This window comes from Rothia sp. 88186D007BW (genome assembly GCF_053544215.1).
Genome location: NZ_JBPPTR010000005.1, coordinates 45410 through 60942 on the forward strand (window position 1 = coordinate 45410; position 15533 = coordinate 60942).

Consider the following 15533-nt stretch of genomic DNA (forward strand, 5'->3'; position numbering starts at 1 on the left):
CCTAGTGACTTGTAGGTTCGGCCTCTACTATCTGCTCAGTGCTCCTAGCCGGGAGCAGCTGCAACCCACGAATAACCAGGTAGATAGCTACCAGTAGCCATAATGCCGCCAGGGCCCAGGCCACCTGATAAATGGTCACAAAGGGCAGGATTGCTGCGGTTGCTACCAGACCAATGGGCCCGGCCACCTGGCTAATAGCCATAAAGATTGAGAATGACCGGCCGCGAATCTGCTCGGGTACACCCTCGATCACCAGCAGGGTCTGCAGGGGGTTCATAATACCCCCGCCCAAGCCGGAAATCCCCATGCCCACGATGGCCAGCCAGGAAGTTTCGAGCAAGGCCATGCCAAAGAAGGCCAGGGTATAGAAGACCATACCCACCACCCAGGCCCGGCGGGGGAAAGGCACAATCTTACCCGCCACCATACTGGTCACCATCATGCCCACGGCAAAGGCAGACATGGATGCCCCGTACAGCCCCGGCTGGTCAATCCCCTGGAAGTGGGCGGGCAGAAGCACCATCAGATAGGGCATCACCAGGGCCATCGATAGCAAAGAATCCAGAGCCAGCAGACGAATCACCGGGTAGCCCAGGGCTTTCTTCCAGCCCGCCAGCCCCTTGAGGGGGTCTTCGGTAGGGGCTTCAGGGGAGGACGCTGGCACCTGCCCGTCCGCACCCGGTTGGGCGGGGGCGTCCTGCCCCTCAGTAAGGACGCCTGCCCCCGCCTTCTGCAGGCGCAAGCAGGCGGTCAGGGCAGCAGCAAGCAGGGAGCAACCGGCCGTAATCCACAGGACCTGCTCAATGGGCAGGGCCGTCATCAGCACACCGGCTACAGCCGGGCCCACCAGGAAGCTGACCCCGCTCAAAGCCTGGTTCCAGCCAGAAATCTGGGCAACCTTCTTACGCGAGGTCGCAGCCACATCACCCATCAGGGCAGCGCGGGCACTCATACCCGGGATATCACCCACCGCACCCAAAATACCGATGATGATGAACCAGCTCAGCGTCAGCCCAAAAACCATATCAACCGCAATCACGGCCATCACCGACAGGCCCGAAATGATATCCGAAATCACCGACACCGGCTTACGGCCCAGGCTATCGACCAGGTTGCCACCAAAATAGGCAAAAACCAGCGACGGCACCGCAATCGCAGCAGCCACGATACCCGCAGCAGCCGGGTTGCCGGTGCGCTCCAGCACCAGCCAAGGCCAGACGATACCGGCAATAGAGTTGCCCAACATAGACAGGGCAGCAGACGAGAGGTAAATCCAGACGGCAGAAACCTGCCCAGTAGAAGAGGTGCGCATTCACCATACTCTAGCACCTCACCACCCGCTCCCGCATCAGACACAACTAGGCACCCTAGACGGTAGACTAAAACCAACCATGCCCCGGCCCGCCGACGCGCCACAGAAAGAGACGCCATGCACCCCAAGCACCTGCAGCACGCACCCGACCAGCTCGCAGCACTAACCGCCGAGCACCGTCAGGCCCTGGGGCAACGGGCACACACCGCAGCCCACTCCGTCACCCGCCTCTTCGGCCACCGGGTCGCAGGGCTACCTGGCACCCTCTTGGGGCGCACTAGCCACCCCAGCACCAACCGCCGCACCCGGCTCAACAGCGAATGGCACTACTGGTGGCAGGCTCACCTGCTAGATAACCTCCTTGACGCTGGTTTCCGCCAGCTCAGGGCCCCCGGCGGGCAGCAGCAGGCGCAGGCCTCCTTACAAGAAGCCCGGTCAGTGCTACGCGGTATTCAGGTCCGCAACTTCGGTTCCTACCCCAACCACTACTACGACGACATGGCCTGGCTGACCCTGGCCTGCGAGCGCCTCAACCGGCTGGCACTGGCGGTAGAAGGTGATGGTGATTCTGCTGCTCAGGACGCCGCTACCCGGCTCTACCGGGAGCTGGCAGCCGCCTGCACCCCTGAGGTGGGTGGAGGTGCTTTCTGGTCCAAGGATCACGATTTTAAGAACACCCCGGCTACTGCCCCGATTGCTCTGGCTCTGGCGCGGGCTCACCGGTATGAGCAGGCAGCTGCCCTATTGAATTGGTTGCACGCCACTCTCTTTGATGCAGAGCGTAAGCTCTACCTCGATGGGGTTAGGGTTACTGGGCGGGGTGAGCAGGCTGAGATCACCTCGGTAGAGGGTGCCTTGTACACCTATAACCAGGGGCCGGTGCTGGGGGCTTATCTGGCGGTGCTTGATGCTGGGCGGGCTGAGCTGCTGGCGGTTGACCCGGTTGAGCATATCGCTGAGGTTCTTGCCGGCATTGACCGGGAGTTTGGCCGTGACTTTGAGATTTCTGAGGCAGAGACTCTGCGGGTTCTAGCAACCCAGGGTGCCGGGGACGGTGGGCTCTTTACCGGTATTCTGGTGCGTTACCTTGCGGAGGTTGCCACCCACCCCGCCTTGCCGCAGAGTGTGCGTGATCAGGCGCGAGATCTCGTCCTTGCCACCGCCGAGCTTTTCTGGGATGGTCGGCGTGAGTTCGACCCCGACCTGCCCTTGAATGAGCCGGGTATTGATCCCACTGAGATTCGTGGGGAGGCAGTGGCTCTCTTTTCACCCGATGTGACCCGGCATATTTCTCAGGTGCTCAAGCCTGCCCAGCCGGTGGATTTATCAACCCAGTTGCAGGCCTGGATGGCGCTAGAAGCGGCGGCACGGGTTTTCTAGAATAGACAAGATCTTAGGTTTTAGTCAGCTACGGTAATTCTTTCTCCCACAGTATATTTCCGATTCTTGCTTCGTACAGCCGCTGTAGGGGCTAAATTGCCAGCTTTGATAAGGTAGTTAATATCGTTATTGATAGTAGCTCTAGAAACACTAATATTTTGGGCAGAGAGACCTTCTACAATTTCTTGTGACGACAAGCCATCTTCACTGTTTAGAACTAAACCCAGGATAACGGTTCTACGAGCCACAATACTGCTGGATTTACCGGATTTTGGTTGCTCAATAACTGTTTTGTCTCTCTCTTGAGAGATATCAACAGGCGATGAAGAAGGCTCATACTCAGGCAGAAGCGAATAGGTAGACCAACGCCGATCACTGTGTTTTACGATTAGCCCCTTATCTACCAAATCAGATAGCTCTTTCGTCGCATCAGCAGGATGTATCCCCCATGCCTGTAAGTTCTGGTTACTGACAGACCGCCCCGAATGCATCAGAGCCAATACCTGAGTCTGATTTGCTGAAAGGTTATATACATCAAAGCGTTTTAGCCACTGTTTGATTTCATCTCCCATCAAAGCAGAGTGAGGGACGGTAACCTCAACTTCGTTCAAAGTCACGCGAAAAGCAGGCATCTGCATTCCAGCGTTCTTAAGGGAGTGGAAAATACTAGGTATTCCAGACCCTCGGTTTTCAGCGACCATATACCCAGCGTCTGGTAAGGGCGTTGTCGATAAAATCCGGGTTAGTACAGAATTTCTTGAGGATGAAACCCCATACTCTCCAAAGTCAGCAGGATTCACAGCGCCATAGATACCGCCCGCATTACGAACAACCAATCTGTCAGGGTAGAGTTCAACTTGAACCTGCGCACCCCTGGCCTGCTCAGAATAGTCTCGATGCATCAGAGCATTTGCTAAAAGCTCTCTAATTACCTCAATCGGATATTCATATCTGTTTTCTCGTCCAATTCCATCAGAACTGATAACAGATCTACTCCTCATATTGCGAATTAGTACACGGATTGCATCACTTACCATATAGGGAATGGCGCCTGAGCACTGTTGGTTATCTAGAAAGCGCGAACCGTCCTGAGCTGTTTCACCAATATTGGGAGTAGGAAGTACAACTACAGTTAGATCCAGCTGCGGAAAGAAGCTTTGTGGATATGAACCTAGAGCTAAAAGACCAGCAAGAGTAGGAACGACTCTCTTGGATTCTCCGCAACGAACGAGAACGTTTGACCTCAACAAGGCTTCTTCATCGGTCAGCCCCTCAAAGGCTCTCATCTCACGCTCACGAATTACCCTAAGATAGCCTTTCACTAAATCCGGATCAAGGTCTTCGATGCTAGCCCCAAGTACTGGCTCACGGTCATGTAAAGGTTGACGCCGGTTCTCAAGCAATCTGTCTATTTCGTATGAGGTAAGCTTTCGGTCGCCCTCACCTGGACGGGTATACGAGCCCGCATACCTGCCTTTTGTTGTAATGTAATAAGGCTTCTCAGCTAAATTACCTTCCTCAACATCAATACGAACGATTCTCTCTCCGTCTTGCAGGGTCTCAACGGTAATTTCCGCGCTAACAGGAGGGGTTATACCACTTCTGACCATGTCTTCCACCTGACTCATGACTCTCTCAGGTGAAAAATTAGGGGCAGGAAGAACCCCTTTCTCTGGGTCAGTAAGACCTAGAAGAACGGTCCCTCCGGAATCATTTGCAAAGGCAGAGAGCGTCTCAAGAATAGACTTAGGGGCCCCACCTACAGCCTCTTTGACCTCAATTTTTGGACCTTCATACCTTCGAGCACGTAGGCCTTGGATTATTGCCGCAGTGTTGACCGACATAACATCATCCTAAAATTATCTTCCTCAAACATTTTTTAATATGATATGAAAATTTTTAGGATGATGTAACCAGAAGCGAAGCAGGGGCAATCAAGGCCTGCCTTACCTGTTGCACCTCTGCACCATTAAGATACCCACAATCCCTGACGCTAAGCTCGCACCCCACACCACCGAATGTCTCCAAAAGCTTCATAGGTATGTTCTTCCTGCATACCTATGAAGCTTTCGCTTACCCTCAAGAAGCGGGACCACAGCCTCCTTCCGCACTCACCCGGTAGACTTGTGCCCGTGCTCAATACCGAATTTTCTGACCCCACTTTTTCTTTTGAACTAGGCAACCGTCTGGCTGATACAGCCCAGCCCACCGGCCAACAGATTGACGCTAACGGTGGAGCTTTTCTGGGCCGCACCGGTCTCATTCACACCCCGCACGGCGATATTGCCACCCCTGCCTTCACCCCGGTCGGCACTAAGGCAACAGTCAAGGCTGTGCTGCCTGAGGCCATGAAAGATTTAGGTGCCCAAGCCCTCTTGGCTAACGCCTATCATCTTTACCTGCAGCCGGGCACGGACGTCCTTGATGCTGCAGGGGGCCTGGGTAAGTTCATGAACTGGGATGGGCCTACCTTCACCGACTCTGGGGGTTTTCAGGTCATGAGCCTGGGCTCTGGTTTCAAAAAGGTGATTGATATGGGTACCGTGGCCGGTGCTACCGGCGCGGACGGCCGCCCCATCGGTGATGATGATGTGGCGGCGGGTAAAGAGCGCATGGCCCATGTGGATGATGATGGGGTGAACTTTAAGTCCCATATTAACGGCGATATTCACCGCTTCACCCCTGAGGTGTCCATGCAGGTTCAGCACCAGATTGGTGCTGACATTATGTTTGCTTTTGATGAGCTGACCACTCTCTATAATTCCCGCCCTTACCAGGAAGAGGCCCTGGAACGTACCCGCCTGTGGGCCCTGCGCTGTATTGCTGAGCATCAGCGCCTGACCGCGGAGCGAGTGGGGAAACCCTACCAGGCTCTCTTTGGTGTGATTCAAGGTGCCCAGTACGAAGATTTACGCCGTAAGGCCTGCCGTGATCTGGGTGCCATGCCTTTTGACGGCTTTGGCCTGGGCGGGGCGCTAGAGAAAGAAAACCTGGGCACCATTGTGCGCTGGTGCAACGAGGAGCTACCTGAGAACAAGCCCCGCCACCTGCTGGGCATTTCGGAACCTGACGATATCTTCACCGGCATTGAAAACGGTGTGGATACGTTCGACTGTGTCTCTCCCACCCGTGTGGCCCGTAACGCGGCTGTCTATACCCTTGGCGGGCGGGTCAACCTGACGAATGCCCGCTACCGCACTGATTTCTCCCCCATTTTTGAGGGCTGTGACTGCTACACCTGCACTCATTACACCCGCGCCTACCTGCACCACCTCTTTAAGGCCGACGAGCGTCTCTCCGCTACTTTGGCCTCGATTCATAATGAGCGGTTTATTGTGAAGATGGTCGATGATGCCCGCGCAGCCATTGATTCGGGGGAATATTTTGACTACCGCGATGAGTTCTTAGGTAAGTATTACGCTAAGAAGGCCGCCCAGGTTAAGGCCCAGGAGGAGGCAGTTGCCCGTAAGGCCGCTAAGGAGGCTGAGCGGGCTGCCGCTGCCCAGGCCCGCTGGGAGGCTAACATGAAGGCCAAGGCTGAGGCTGAGGCCCGCCGGGCAGCTGAGAGGGCAGCCCAGGAGCAGGATGCTGGGGCGGACGCGTCCGCGCAGGCTAAGAACGACCCACATGAAACCGACCAGGCCGATACGACCAAGAGCACCAGCAAGGAAAAGTAGAGTATGAACGACTTTAAGATTGAAGACCTCACACCTGAGGAGACCATCACCTACCGCCACGAGTTCGCTGCTACCCCGCAGCAGGTCTTTGAGGCTTTTACTAACCCGGCACTTTTTATTAAGTGGTTTGGGCCTGCTGATTGGAAGATCATTCCCAACACCCTGACCCTGGAGCCGGTGATTGGTGGCCGCAAGCAGTTCGTCATGCGTCATAAGGATCAGGCTAAGTTCCAGGCCCCCATGTACATGCGGTTTGTGACCTTAGCTGAGCCCCACACTATCGAGTACCGGGAGGCTTTGCCTACCCCGTCCGGCCAGCCCTCAGATACTCTGATTGGTTTGCGCCTTGAGCTGGAGGCAGGTACCGCCGTAACCGAGGACGGCGTCGGCGAGGGTACAATTCTCAAGCTCACCCAGGGGCCCCTACCTGCCGGTGTGCACGAGCAGACCCTGGCCTCCTGGCAGGGCTCCTTCGGTAAGCTGGCCAAGTTGCTTTCAGCCTAGATACCTTCTCACGCTTACATTTAAAAGTGCACGTGCCCTCCGCTGATAGCAGGGCACGTGCACTTTTACTAGGGGCCTCAGGTTATGAGGCCTTAAGCTCAAAAACTCGATCGCACATGTGCGCTACCTCGGGGTCATGGGTAACGATTACAAGAGTTTTACCATATGCACGATGGAGGTGAAGCATCTCATTCATAGCTACCATAGCAAGTTCCTTATCTAGAGAGCCGGTTGGTTCATCAGCCAGTATCAATTTTCCAGGCTTTAGAAGGCACCTAGCCATAGCTACTCGCTGTTGTTCTCCACCTGATAAAGTAGCTACCTTTTGATGAACAAGATGTTCTATAGAAAGCTGTTGAAGCACTTCCATGATTCGATTATTTTTCCAAATTTTCGATTGGTTTACATAATTCATACCCATCAAAATATTTTGCATTACAGTCTGAGAAGGAATAAGAGCAAAGCTCTGAAAAAGATAGTTGATAGTGTTGCGGCGGAGTAGCATTGCTTTGCGAGAATGGACTCCAGGTGCTGCTTCGCCTCCCAGATGCAAGGTACCTGAATCTGCTGACTCGAGTAGGCCGATAATGTTAAGCAACGTTGATTTTCCTGACCCAGACTTACCGATGATTGCTAAAGAGCCACCTTCTGGAACCTGCAATGAAATTTTATTAAGTACTGTCCTTCCAGCAAAACTTTTTGAAATATTCGAAAATTCAAGAAAATTTTTCATATTATCTACCTACGATTCCTTGATAAGACTCACCATATGTGAGTAAGCAAATTTCCTAGAAAGCATGTACAGTAGCGCGGGCTGCCCAGCTAGCATCAAAAGAGAAACGAGCGATCCTACTCGCGATCCGATAACAATCATAGCCACCAGACCAAGCATATTTATCAAAATAACGAGTAAGAAAGTCAATCTGAAAGAAGACCAAAGGGAGTGGCCTAACAACCTGGAAACGGCTATATAATTTCGAAAAATAAGTGAATAAAGCATAGCAAATGCTATTAGTGCAAAAATGACGATAAGCCCAAGGAGCAACGTTATTGTACCGAAAAATTGGAGGTACTGGTATATGCTCTTCTGCAGACCAGCCACAAAGCTTTTAGACGAAATGAAGATAGGCTGGTTATCATCTAGGTCGAAACGCTCCAAATAAGACTGAGAAGTATATTTCTGAACTGCTTCGTCTGAAAGTTTTATATAACTATCTGCTAGTCCAGAGGCAACTAAGCTCTCTGTCTCAAAGTAGGTCATGTTAGCAGCTGTTGCAACGTAAATAACTACATCAGAGCTAAGGAACTCTTTTTCTGGGTCAGTACTCCAAGTAAAAATCTCACTATCGAGAGAATAGTCTTCAACATAGGTCCTCGGATTCTGTGTAAAAGCTGTGGTTATATTTTGCTCTGCATTCCCCTTCCGCTGGGCTTCTTGTTCCAGCCAGTTAGTCAATGAGGACTTATCCTGAGAGCTAAAATGTTTGGGTAGCAAGAATACTTGTTCCCCGGTTTCAGCCCGCTGAAGAGTAGCTGGTGGAATTTCTATACCAATTTTGTACAGGTAGCTAGGAGAAGCTGCCATATACCAGAACTCCCGATTCGGGGTTTCTTCACCGAGGGCCTTCCATTGTTGTAGGAGTTCCTGGTCTATGTAATAGGTATTGACCAGCGACACACCGTTTTCTTTCTCAATTGAGGTATACCACTCGTAGAAATCTTCAGCTAAATCTGTGGATTGGCCAGTGAAACTCACGCTATCTGAACCGGTAGCTTGAGAGTAAAGAATATATTGGTCGGCAACGCTGTCCCATTCTTTTTGCACTGTAGCTATTTTATTTACTTCTTTGAGCGGAGCATCAAGAAATGATGCGGTAGCGTAAAGCCCTACTGTGGTTGTCATAAACCCTAAGGCTAAGAGAACTGCAAAGACCTTTTGTGGCTTATAACCGCGAACCGCATGAATAGGCTTTACGCCTAATACAGGCAGCGATGACAGAAAAAAACTAGTAATAGTAATACCAATAGTAAGCATGAGAGGGTAAATCATGCCGGGAAGCATCGCAAGATTTACTCCGAAATCTTTTACGGTAAACCAGTTGCCGAGAGCCGTTAGCAGTGAGGCTGGTATAAAAGTGTAGACTATAGGCTTGGCGAGGTTAATTAAGTAGTTAGTTTTTGACCAGCCTAAAATGAGATAGGCTCCAAGCTCTTTTGTACCCTGAGTAATATAGACAAAGAGAACTAAAGTAAATAGGGCGGATACTGAAAGTAGCGAGATGAGAATAAATATAGGCAATAAGCTAGTACTCTGATTGCTCCCGGAGAGGGGATTTAAAAGTTTATCTTGGCTGATGCCACTTATCGCTGAGAGTTCTTGAAGGAAAACATGAAAATCATCTTCACTAAAACCGTACAGGAAGTATTGCCCATTAATTGTATCCGTTTCCTCCACCATGTCTGAAAGTTTTCCTACGCTCAGATTTGGCCCGAAGATAACCTCAGGTAGTTCCTGCAGGGTATTTTCTTCTACTGTGTAGAGTCCAAGAGTTTTCCCTTGATTAGATACTAGGAGAGACGCCATATTTTCAGTATTCAGAATACTTACACCCAAATAGTTTAGCTCTGGCAACTTACTAAGATTGTTGGGGTCGGCGAGTAGGCCGAGATGGGTTCCGTCAGCTGACCCATCGGCAGCGGATAGTTTTTTATCTGCTCTTATGAGAGCTGCCTGCTCTTGAAGAATTTTTTCGTTTAAATACCTCTCAACCTGAGCAACTTGGTCGGAGCTTAAATCTGAGATTGTAAAGCTCCTCCCCTGATCCAGATAGTTGGTGATTGCTTTCTCATAACCGTCTGCTCGTATGACGGAGAAAAGAGCTACATTCACAATAGCTAGCAACAGCAGTAAGGCGCTGACACAATATTTAAGAGCATGGGGCATGGTACTACTTGTTTCCTTTTGTTTTGTTTAATTAACCGCGGCAGTTCCAGTAGGCGGTTGCCAGATTCCAACCAACATATTGAACAGCTGTTGCCTGAACACCTGGCCGCTTCCATCCCGAAAAGGTGGTATTTGCAGTTGCGGAGTGTTCATATGCACCGCTTTGGACGCTAGAGTAGCTGTTGACACCATAGCTGCGCCCATAATCCCAGCTCACTGCACTGCCCTTATAATATACAGTTGCGGCTTCAGCAGCCGTTCCGATACCTGAAGTGGCTGCAAGTGCTAAAGAAACTCCTGCTACTACTTTTAGAACTTTATTCCTCATCTAAATTAACTCCTTTGTAATTTCTCAATAAATAATAAGTAGCACCATGCTAGCGCCAACATGTATTGTAGCAGCTTATAAATTCTAACAGTGCATGAGTTAAGAATTATTAAGATATCCCTCTTAGTAAGTTTTTAATCTACTGAGCCCTTAAGAGAGTGCTTTTCTTATCTGCTTTTGCTTCGATTAAAGGTGATCCTTCATCGCGGCTTTATTATGACCGGAAACGAGATGAGGGTAAGCGGCATAATAGGTGCGTGATGGCGTTGGCTCGTAAGCGGTTGAATGTTTTGTTTGCGATGCTTAGGGATGGGTGTTTTTATGAGTCTCGTGTGTCGGTGGGGGCTTGACGAAAACTATAGAAGCACCCCCAAAAAAGGGATTTAGCAGCCTAGGCGGCTAGTCGCTTGCGCTGTTCGGCGCTCAGACGCACCAAGGAGCCGGTTTCGGTGTTGAAAAAGGCCAAGGTGGTGCTCGCTGAGACGCAGTGGACGCCAGTCACCGAGTCAAAGAGCTCGTAGGTAATAACCAGGGATGCGGCTGTTACCTTACTGACCTGCATCTCTACCCGTGCAGGCAGGCCCCGGTAGGCTAGAGGGCTACGGTATTTGACGTAGTTCTCAGCAACCAGGGCCTGAGTGCCGGTAGGCAGGGTATCAAACAGGGGTAGTGGCGCGGATGCCCGCCCCGCCTGGCCGTCAGTTCCCTCCCCCACATGTAGGGCAGGGTCACCGGACGAGGGTGGCGGGCCAAAGAGGGCCACGCGGGCCTCTTCGAGGATCTGCATCATGGTCACGTTATTGACGTGGCCGTAGGCGTCCATATCGCCCCAGCGCAGAGGAATATGAAAAGTAAAGCTGTGCATAGCTGCTACTCTACTCTTCCCTCTGCTGGCTTGCTTTAACCCTGGCGGGCCTTGAAGCGGGGGTTCTTTTTGTTGATGACGTAGACGCGGCCGCGGCGGCGTACAACCTGGGCGCCGGGCATCTTCTTGAGAGAGCGGATAGAGTTACGAACCTTCATGGTCTTCTTCTTTCTGGTGGGGTGCCCTGGTGGGCACGGTTTTATGGGGTGGCTAGTGGAGAAGCTGGCGGCTCAGTGCGTCGGTATCGATGGTGCACTGATTGAGCATGTCTTGGAGGTGGTCGGGGTCCAGGTCGTCGCCGGTGACCACGATGATGCTGCGCGGTGGTATATCTGGCCCCCATTCGCCGCAGGTTTGAAGCCAGACGGTGGGGCCGATACCTTCAACTGCTACGCGTTCTTGCGGGTGGTCGGTGAGCCAGACGTGGCCACGCACCCGGCAGGCACCTTCAACGATGTGGGGTAGGTGCTGGGCTAAGGCTTGGGTATCGAGGATTGAGTCTGCGGTGAGCACTGCTGAGGTGAAGTTGGGCCCGTGTAGATGCCCGCAGGTTTCTGCCCCTTGGGCGGCTTCTTGGGCTTGGGGGTGACAGGTTGCTAAGTGCCCGGGAACTAGGCGGGAGGTGACGGCCCCGGCCCGGTAAGCAGCGCAGGTGAAGGGCTGGGAGGGGTCGGTGATCAGGTGGGCGTGGGGGGCCAGGTGGCTGAGCAGGTCGGCAGTTCTCTCTTGTGTTTCCTGAGCGGTTTGTGTGCTTAGTAGGGAGTTGCTGACGCTGATGACGGTGTCTGCGTAGGCTAGTTCTGAGATGAGGAATTCGCCGGGGGTGCGATCGTCGCTGCAGGAGCCGGTGAGGCCGCGGTCGGTGAGGGAGTTGCCGTCCCAGAGGTCATCTTCTAGGTCATCTGCAATGAGAGCTAGGGTGCAGCTGGTGATGGGGTGGCCGGTGGTTTCGTCGTCTGGGTGCACAACACTCGCCTGGGAGACACCAATGGGTAGGGCGATAAGGACCAGTTCGCCACTATCAGGCAGGTGGCTTAGGTGGGTTCGGGTTGCGCAGCTGGTGCACTGGGTTTTGCGGTAGACAGCGGTTTCTTGGGTGGCTTCTGTCTGGGCAGGTGCGTAGGTGCGGGTGGTGATGGTGGTGCCTGCCCCATTTTCGACGTGGGCGTCTAGCTGGATGTAGGGGGCCGTGGGGTAGTTGGCGCGCAGGGCATCGGCGGCAACGCTCCGGGCCAGCAGGCTGGCAGAAGATAGGACGAGGAGGGGCATACCAGCCATAATATATGAGAACGATTCTCATACGCAATATAGTGGTGCCCCTCCTCACGCACCCCAAAAGCGCCCTACGAGAAGTACCTAGCGTCGCATAGACGACTCCACGGCAGCATCCGCTTCAGCAAAAGCGTCTTCATGCCCAGTATGCACACGCTTGACCACGCCGAAGTAAATCATGCTCAAAATCAGGAAGTAAGCAATACCCATGGTGGCAGGGGCAGCATTACCGCTACGGGCAAAAAGAGCCGCCCAAATAGCCAGCAGCAAGAAAATACCCAGGCCCGCGGTACCCCGTCCGCCCCACATACGGAAAGCTGAAGAATCACCCTCAACCCCCTTGAAGGCAATATAGGCCAGCAGAATCAGCACCCAGACCGTCAAAGCACAAACCATGGTCAAGGTCATCATCAGACCAAAAGCCTGGCCAGGCAAGAAGAGAGCCAGCAGAATCGCCAGCACCACACCAGAGGTTGAAGCCCACAGGGCCAGCACAGGAATACCGCCCTCGCTCACACGAGCCAAAGGCGCAGGGGCCATCTTCTCACTCGCCAAAGAGTGCAGCAGGCGGGTGCCCGCATAAAGGTTAGCGTTAGCTGCAGAAAGAGCGGCAACCAGAATAATGAAGTTAGTCATCGAGGCGATAGACGGAACACCAATTTCTGAAAAGACCAGGACGAAGGGTGAGGCCTCCACAGAACCGTCTAGCTGGGCCGCTGACTGCCAGGGAATAATCGATACAACAATGAAAAGAGCAACCACATAGATAGTTGCCAGACGCCACATATTGGCCTTGGTTGAGGCACGGACAGAACGCACGGGATCCTTAGCCTCAGCAGCAGAAATGGAGAGCATCTCAATACCACCAAAGGAGAACATGACCACAGCCAAAGAAAGCCAAACCCCGTGGAAACCGGCGGGCATAAACCCACCGCCCTGGGTCAGGTTAGCAACACCGCTGGCTTCATGGCCGGGCAGGCCCACAAAGACCAAGGCCAGGCCAACGACCACAAAGAGCAGCAGGGCAATGACTTTAATGGAGGACAAGAAGAACTCCATGGTGCCGAAGTAGTTAACACTGCGGATATTGAGCACCACAATCACCGCGCCAAACAGCACAATCCCCACCCACAGGGGCAGATCAGGCCACCAGTACTGCAGGTAGGTTCCTACAGCTACCAGCTCAATACCGGTGATGACGGCGGTGACAGTCCAGTAGGCCCAGCGGGTCAGGTAGCCAGCGTAAGGGCCCAGGTAGCGCCCGGCGATAGACCCGAAGCCACCGCGCACCGGGTAGCGCACGGCCATTTCACCGGTAGAGGCGGCAATAACGGCAGCTACCAGGGAGCCAATAGCGTACGAGAGAATGACGGCCGGGCCAGCTAGGGCAATAGCACCAGATGAGCCTAAGAAAAGCCCGGTACCCAGGGCCGAACCCAACACAATCATGGTCATTTGCCCATGGGTGAGTGAGCGTTTAAGGGTGGGCGCTTTGGCCTGCCCCTGCGAAGGTGTGTGTGCCACGGTAAACCTTACTGTGAGAAAAGGTGGTGTGCGATAGGAGTGTTAATGTGCGGACGCCGGTGCACCCCTGCCCTGCTCTAGGGCAGGGGGGCGGCTACCGGCGTCCTGATGTAGATCTGCTACTGATTTTAGCGCTGCGGAGGGGTCTGAGCCACGGACACCTGAGTGGTGATAGCGCGGACCTCTTCAAAGGCATCATCGGAGGTGCTGATGTTCTTATTGACTCCGGCGAAGTAGATGATGGTGATGAGGCTAAAGAAGCCTAGACCCACCAGGATGGAGGGGAGCATAGAGCCGCCAGCGAAAAACATGGCAATGAAGGTTGCAACCACACCGGCCAGACCAAGTGCTGCGGTAGCTGAGCCGCCGAAGACACGGAAAGGGGAGGCATCACCTTCGGCCTTTTTGTAGGCCATGTAGGAGAGCAGAATCATGGACCAGACCATCAGCATGCAAACGGTGACGAGAGCCATCATGTAGACGAAGATTCCGCCCACGCCCGAGATAGCCATGATCATGGCCACTACAGCACCCAAAGATGAGATGGTGAGCGCCAGGGCCGGGATGCCTGAGGGGCTGGTACGGGAAAGGACCTTGGGGGCCATGTTCTCGTGGCCCAGGGCGTGCAGCAGGCGGGTAGCTGCGTAGAGGGCAGCGTTAGCACCTGAGAGGGCTGCGGTCATGAGGATGAAGTTGGTGATACCGCCAATGTAGGGGATCCCCAGTTCGGTGAAGACCGTAACGAAGGGGGAACCTTCAATCTCTTTACCCAAGGTGGCAGCGGTAGTCCAGGGAATAATGGCTACCACGATGAAGAGGGAGAGCACATAGAAGGTGGCTAGGCGCCACATCATGGCCTTGGCAGATGAGCGCACGGAGCGTACTGGGTCTTTGGCTTCTGCAGCGGAGATAGAGATGAGTTCGACACCACCAAAGGAGAACATAACCACGCCCAGGGCAATCCAGATGGAGGAGAAGCCGTTGGGCATGAACCCGCCGTGGGCGGTGAGGTTGGCGATACCAGTAGGTTCACGGTCAGGGAGGCCGAAGAAGACCAGGGCCAGACCGAAGATGATGAAGAGGATGACCGCGCTAACCTTGATGGAGGAGAGGAAGAATTCGACAACACCGAAAGATTTGACGCTGGTGTAGTTGAGCACGAAGATTGCGCCGCCGGCGATAAGTACCCAGACCCAGAGGGGGACCTGGGGGTACCAGTAGGACATGTAGGCACCGACGGCTACGACCTCGGCCCCGGCTAAGGTTACGGTGGTCATCCAGTAGGCCCAGCGGGTGAGGTAACCGGCGTAGGGGCTGAGGAATTTACCGGCGATGGTGCCGAAGCCACCACGGACTGGGTAGCGCACGGCCATTTCGCCAGCGCAGGCGCCGATGATGGCGGCAACAAGTGAGCCGATGGCGTAAGAGATGATGACGGCCGGGCCTGCGATGGAGATAGCTGCGCCGGAGCCGAGGAAGAGGCCGGTGCCCACAGCTAGGCCGAGGGCGATCATGGTGAGTTGGCCGTGGGAGAGGGCGCGGCTGAGTTTGCCGCCCTCTTGCTGGCTGGTGGTGGTTGATGCCACAGGTGCCCTCACTTTCAAAGGGGTGATGTGGTGTACGTGATGAACCGAAAGTCTACACAGGTTTTCTGAGGGAAAACCGGTCTTCAGCACCCACCCTTTGGCAGTGAGAGGCACATCACCTTATTGGCGTCGGGTGCGGGA

At 53.7% G+C, this 15533-nt stretch carries 12 protein-coding genes and 2 pseudogenes; 4 read left to right on the top strand and 10 right to left on the bottom strand.

What is annotated here, in order from left to right; translation table 11 throughout:
• Nucleotide 1: 1 nt before the first annotated feature.
• Nucleotides 2-1312, bottom strand: coding sequence for an MFS transporter (locus tag ACEE09_RS03915; protein WP_449082257.1), 1311 nt, complete (start codon nt 1310-1312; stop codon nt 2-4).
• 117 nt (nt 1313-1429) lie between these two features.
• Here ACEE09_RS03915 and ACEE09_RS03920 point away from each other — a divergent pair, with 117 nt between their 5' ends.
• Nucleotides 1430-2692 (top strand): glycoside hydrolase family 76 protein, encoded by a 1263-nt coding sequence (locus ACEE09_RS03920; protein WP_449082259.1) that lies wholly within the window; start codon nt 1430-1432, stop codon nt 2690-2692.
• Nucleotides 2693-2712: 20 nt separating this feature from the next.
• Here the strand turns inward: ACEE09_RS03920 and ACEE09_RS03925 are convergent, their stop codons facing one another.
• Entirely contained in the window at nt 2713-4536 is a 1824-nt protein-coding gene (locus ACEE09_RS03925) for an ATP-binding protein (protein WP_449082261.1), read from the bottom strand.
• A 216-nt stretch (nt 4537-4752) separates the two neighbouring features.
• On the opposite strand from ACEE09_RS03925, the pseudogene tgt reads away from it, so the two are divergent.
• Nucleotides 4753-6120 (top strand): annotated as a pseudogene (gene tgt, locus ACEE09_RS03930) (tRNA guanosine(34) transglycosylase Tgt); the annotation flags it as partial.
• Nucleotides 6121-6372: 252 nt separating this feature from the next.
• Nucleotides 6373-6873 carry an SRPBCC family protein gene (locus tag ACEE09_RS03935; RefSeq protein ID WP_449082263.1) on the top strand — a complete coding sequence of 167 codons (501 nt, stop codon included), beginning with the start codon at nt 6373-6375 and terminating at the stop codon, nt 6871-6873.
• An 82-nt stretch (nt 6874-6955) separates the two neighbouring features.
• On the opposite strand, the gene ACEE09_RS03940 is transcribed toward ACEE09_RS03935, so the two are convergent.
• From ACEE09_RS03940 to ACEE09_RS03950, 3 genes are read right to left on the bottom strand one after another with little or no spacing between them, the layout of a single operon-like run.
• Nucleotides 6956-7606 (bottom strand): ABC transporter ATP-binding protein, encoded by a 651-nt coding sequence (locus ACEE09_RS03940; protein ID WP_449082265.1) that lies wholly within the window; start codon nt 7604-7606, stop codon nt 6956-6958.
• Between the two features lie 9 nt (nt 7607-7615).
• A complete protein-coding gene (locus ACEE09_RS03945) occupies nt 7616-9817 on the bottom strand; it encodes a hypothetical protein (RefSeq protein ID WP_449082267.1) in 2202 nt (733 codons plus the stop codon).
• Nucleotides 9818-9848: 31 nt separating this feature from the next.
• A complete protein-coding gene (locus ACEE09_RS03950; protein WP_449082269.1) occupies nt 9849-10145 on the bottom strand; it encodes a hypothetical protein in 297 nt (98 codons plus the stop codon).
• Nucleotides 10146-10294: 149 nt separating this feature from the next.
• Between ACEE09_RS03950 and ACEE09_RS03955 the strand changes: the two are divergent.
• A pseudogene (locus ACEE09_RS03955) lies at nt 10295-10495 on the top strand (IS110 family transposase); the annotation flags it as partial.
• Between the two features lie 41 nt (nt 10496-10536).
• Here the strand turns inward: ACEE09_RS03955 and ACEE09_RS03960 are convergent.
• The 5 genes from ACEE09_RS03960 to ACEE09_RS03980 form a co-directional block, all read right to left on the bottom strand.
• Nucleotides 10537-11010, bottom strand: coding sequence for an acyl-CoA thioesterase (locus ACEE09_RS03960; RefSeq protein ID WP_449082271.1), 474 nt, complete (start codon nt 11008-11010; stop codon nt 10537-10539).
• Nucleotides 11011-11045: 35 nt separating this feature from the next.
• Nucleotides 11046-11168: a type B 50S ribosomal protein L36 gene (gene ykgO, locus ACEE09_RS03965; RefSeq protein ID WP_449082273.1), complete on the bottom strand. Its 123-nt coding sequence runs from the start codon at nt 11166-11168 to the stop codon at nt 11046-11048.
• 52 nt (nt 11169-11220) lie between these two features.
• Nucleotides 11221-12288 carry a GTP-binding protein gene (locus tag ACEE09_RS03970; RefSeq protein ID WP_449082275.1) on the bottom strand — a complete coding sequence of 356 codons (1068 nt, stop codon included), beginning with the start codon at nt 12286-12288 and terminating at the stop codon, nt 11221-11223.
• Nucleotides 12289-12366: 78 nt separating this feature from the next.
• Complete coding sequence (locus ACEE09_RS03975) at nt 12367-13806, bottom strand: amino acid permease (protein WP_449082277.1); 1440 nt, start codon at nt 13804-13806, stop codon at nt 12367-12369.
• Between the two features lie 128 nt (nt 13807-13934).
• On the bottom strand, nt 13935-15392 hold the full coding sequence (locus tag ACEE09_RS03980) for an amino acid permease (RefSeq protein ID WP_449082279.1): 1458 nt from the start codon (nt 15390-15392) through the stop codon (nt 13935-13937).
• Nucleotides 15393-15533: the final 141 nt, after the last annotated feature.

What these genes read in the sequence shown, in the direction of transcription:
- ACEE09_RS03960 (WP_449082271.1), bottom strand. Translation starts at nt 11,010, where the DNA reads ATGCACAGCTTTACTTTTCATATTCCTCTGCGCTGGGGCGATATGGAC.
- ACEE09_RS03935 (WP_449082263.1), top strand. Translation starts at nt 6,373, where the DNA reads ATGAACGACTTTAAGATTGAAGACCTCACACCTGAGGAGACCATCACC.
- ACEE09_RS03940 (WP_449082265.1), bottom strand. Translation starts at nt 7,606, where the DNA reads ATGAAAAATTTTCTTGAATTTTCGAATATTTCAAAAAGTTTTGCTGGA.
- ACEE09_RS03970 (WP_449082275.1), bottom strand. Translation starts at nt 12,288, where the DNA reads ATGGCTGGTATGCCCCTCCTCGTCCTATCTTCTGCCAGCCTGCTGGCC.
- ACEE09_RS03915 (WP_449082257.1), bottom strand. Translation starts at nt 1,312, where the DNA reads ATGCGCACCTCTTCTACTGGGCAGGTTTCTGCCGTCTGGATTTACCTC.
- ACEE09_RS03920 (WP_449082259.1), top strand. Translation starts at nt 1,430, where the DNA reads ATGCACCCCAAGCACCTGCAGCACGCACCCGACCAGCTCGCAGCACTA.
- ACEE09_RS03945 (WP_449082267.1), bottom strand. Translation starts at nt 9,817, where the DNA reads ATGCCCCATGCTCTTAAATATTGTGTCAGCGCCTTACTGCTGTTGCTA.
- ykgO (WP_449082273.1), bottom strand. Translation starts at nt 11,168, where the DNA reads ATGAAGGTTCGTAACTCTATCCGCTCTCTCAAGAAGATGCCCGGCGCC.
- ACEE09_RS03925 (WP_449082261.1), bottom strand. Translation starts at nt 4,536, where the DNA reads ATGTCGGTCAACACTGCGGCAATAATCCAAGGCCTACGTGCTCGAAGG.
- ACEE09_RS03950 (WP_449082269.1), bottom strand. Translation starts at nt 10,145, where the DNA reads ATGAGGAATAAAGTTCTAAAAGTAGTAGCAGGAGTTTCTTTAGCACTT.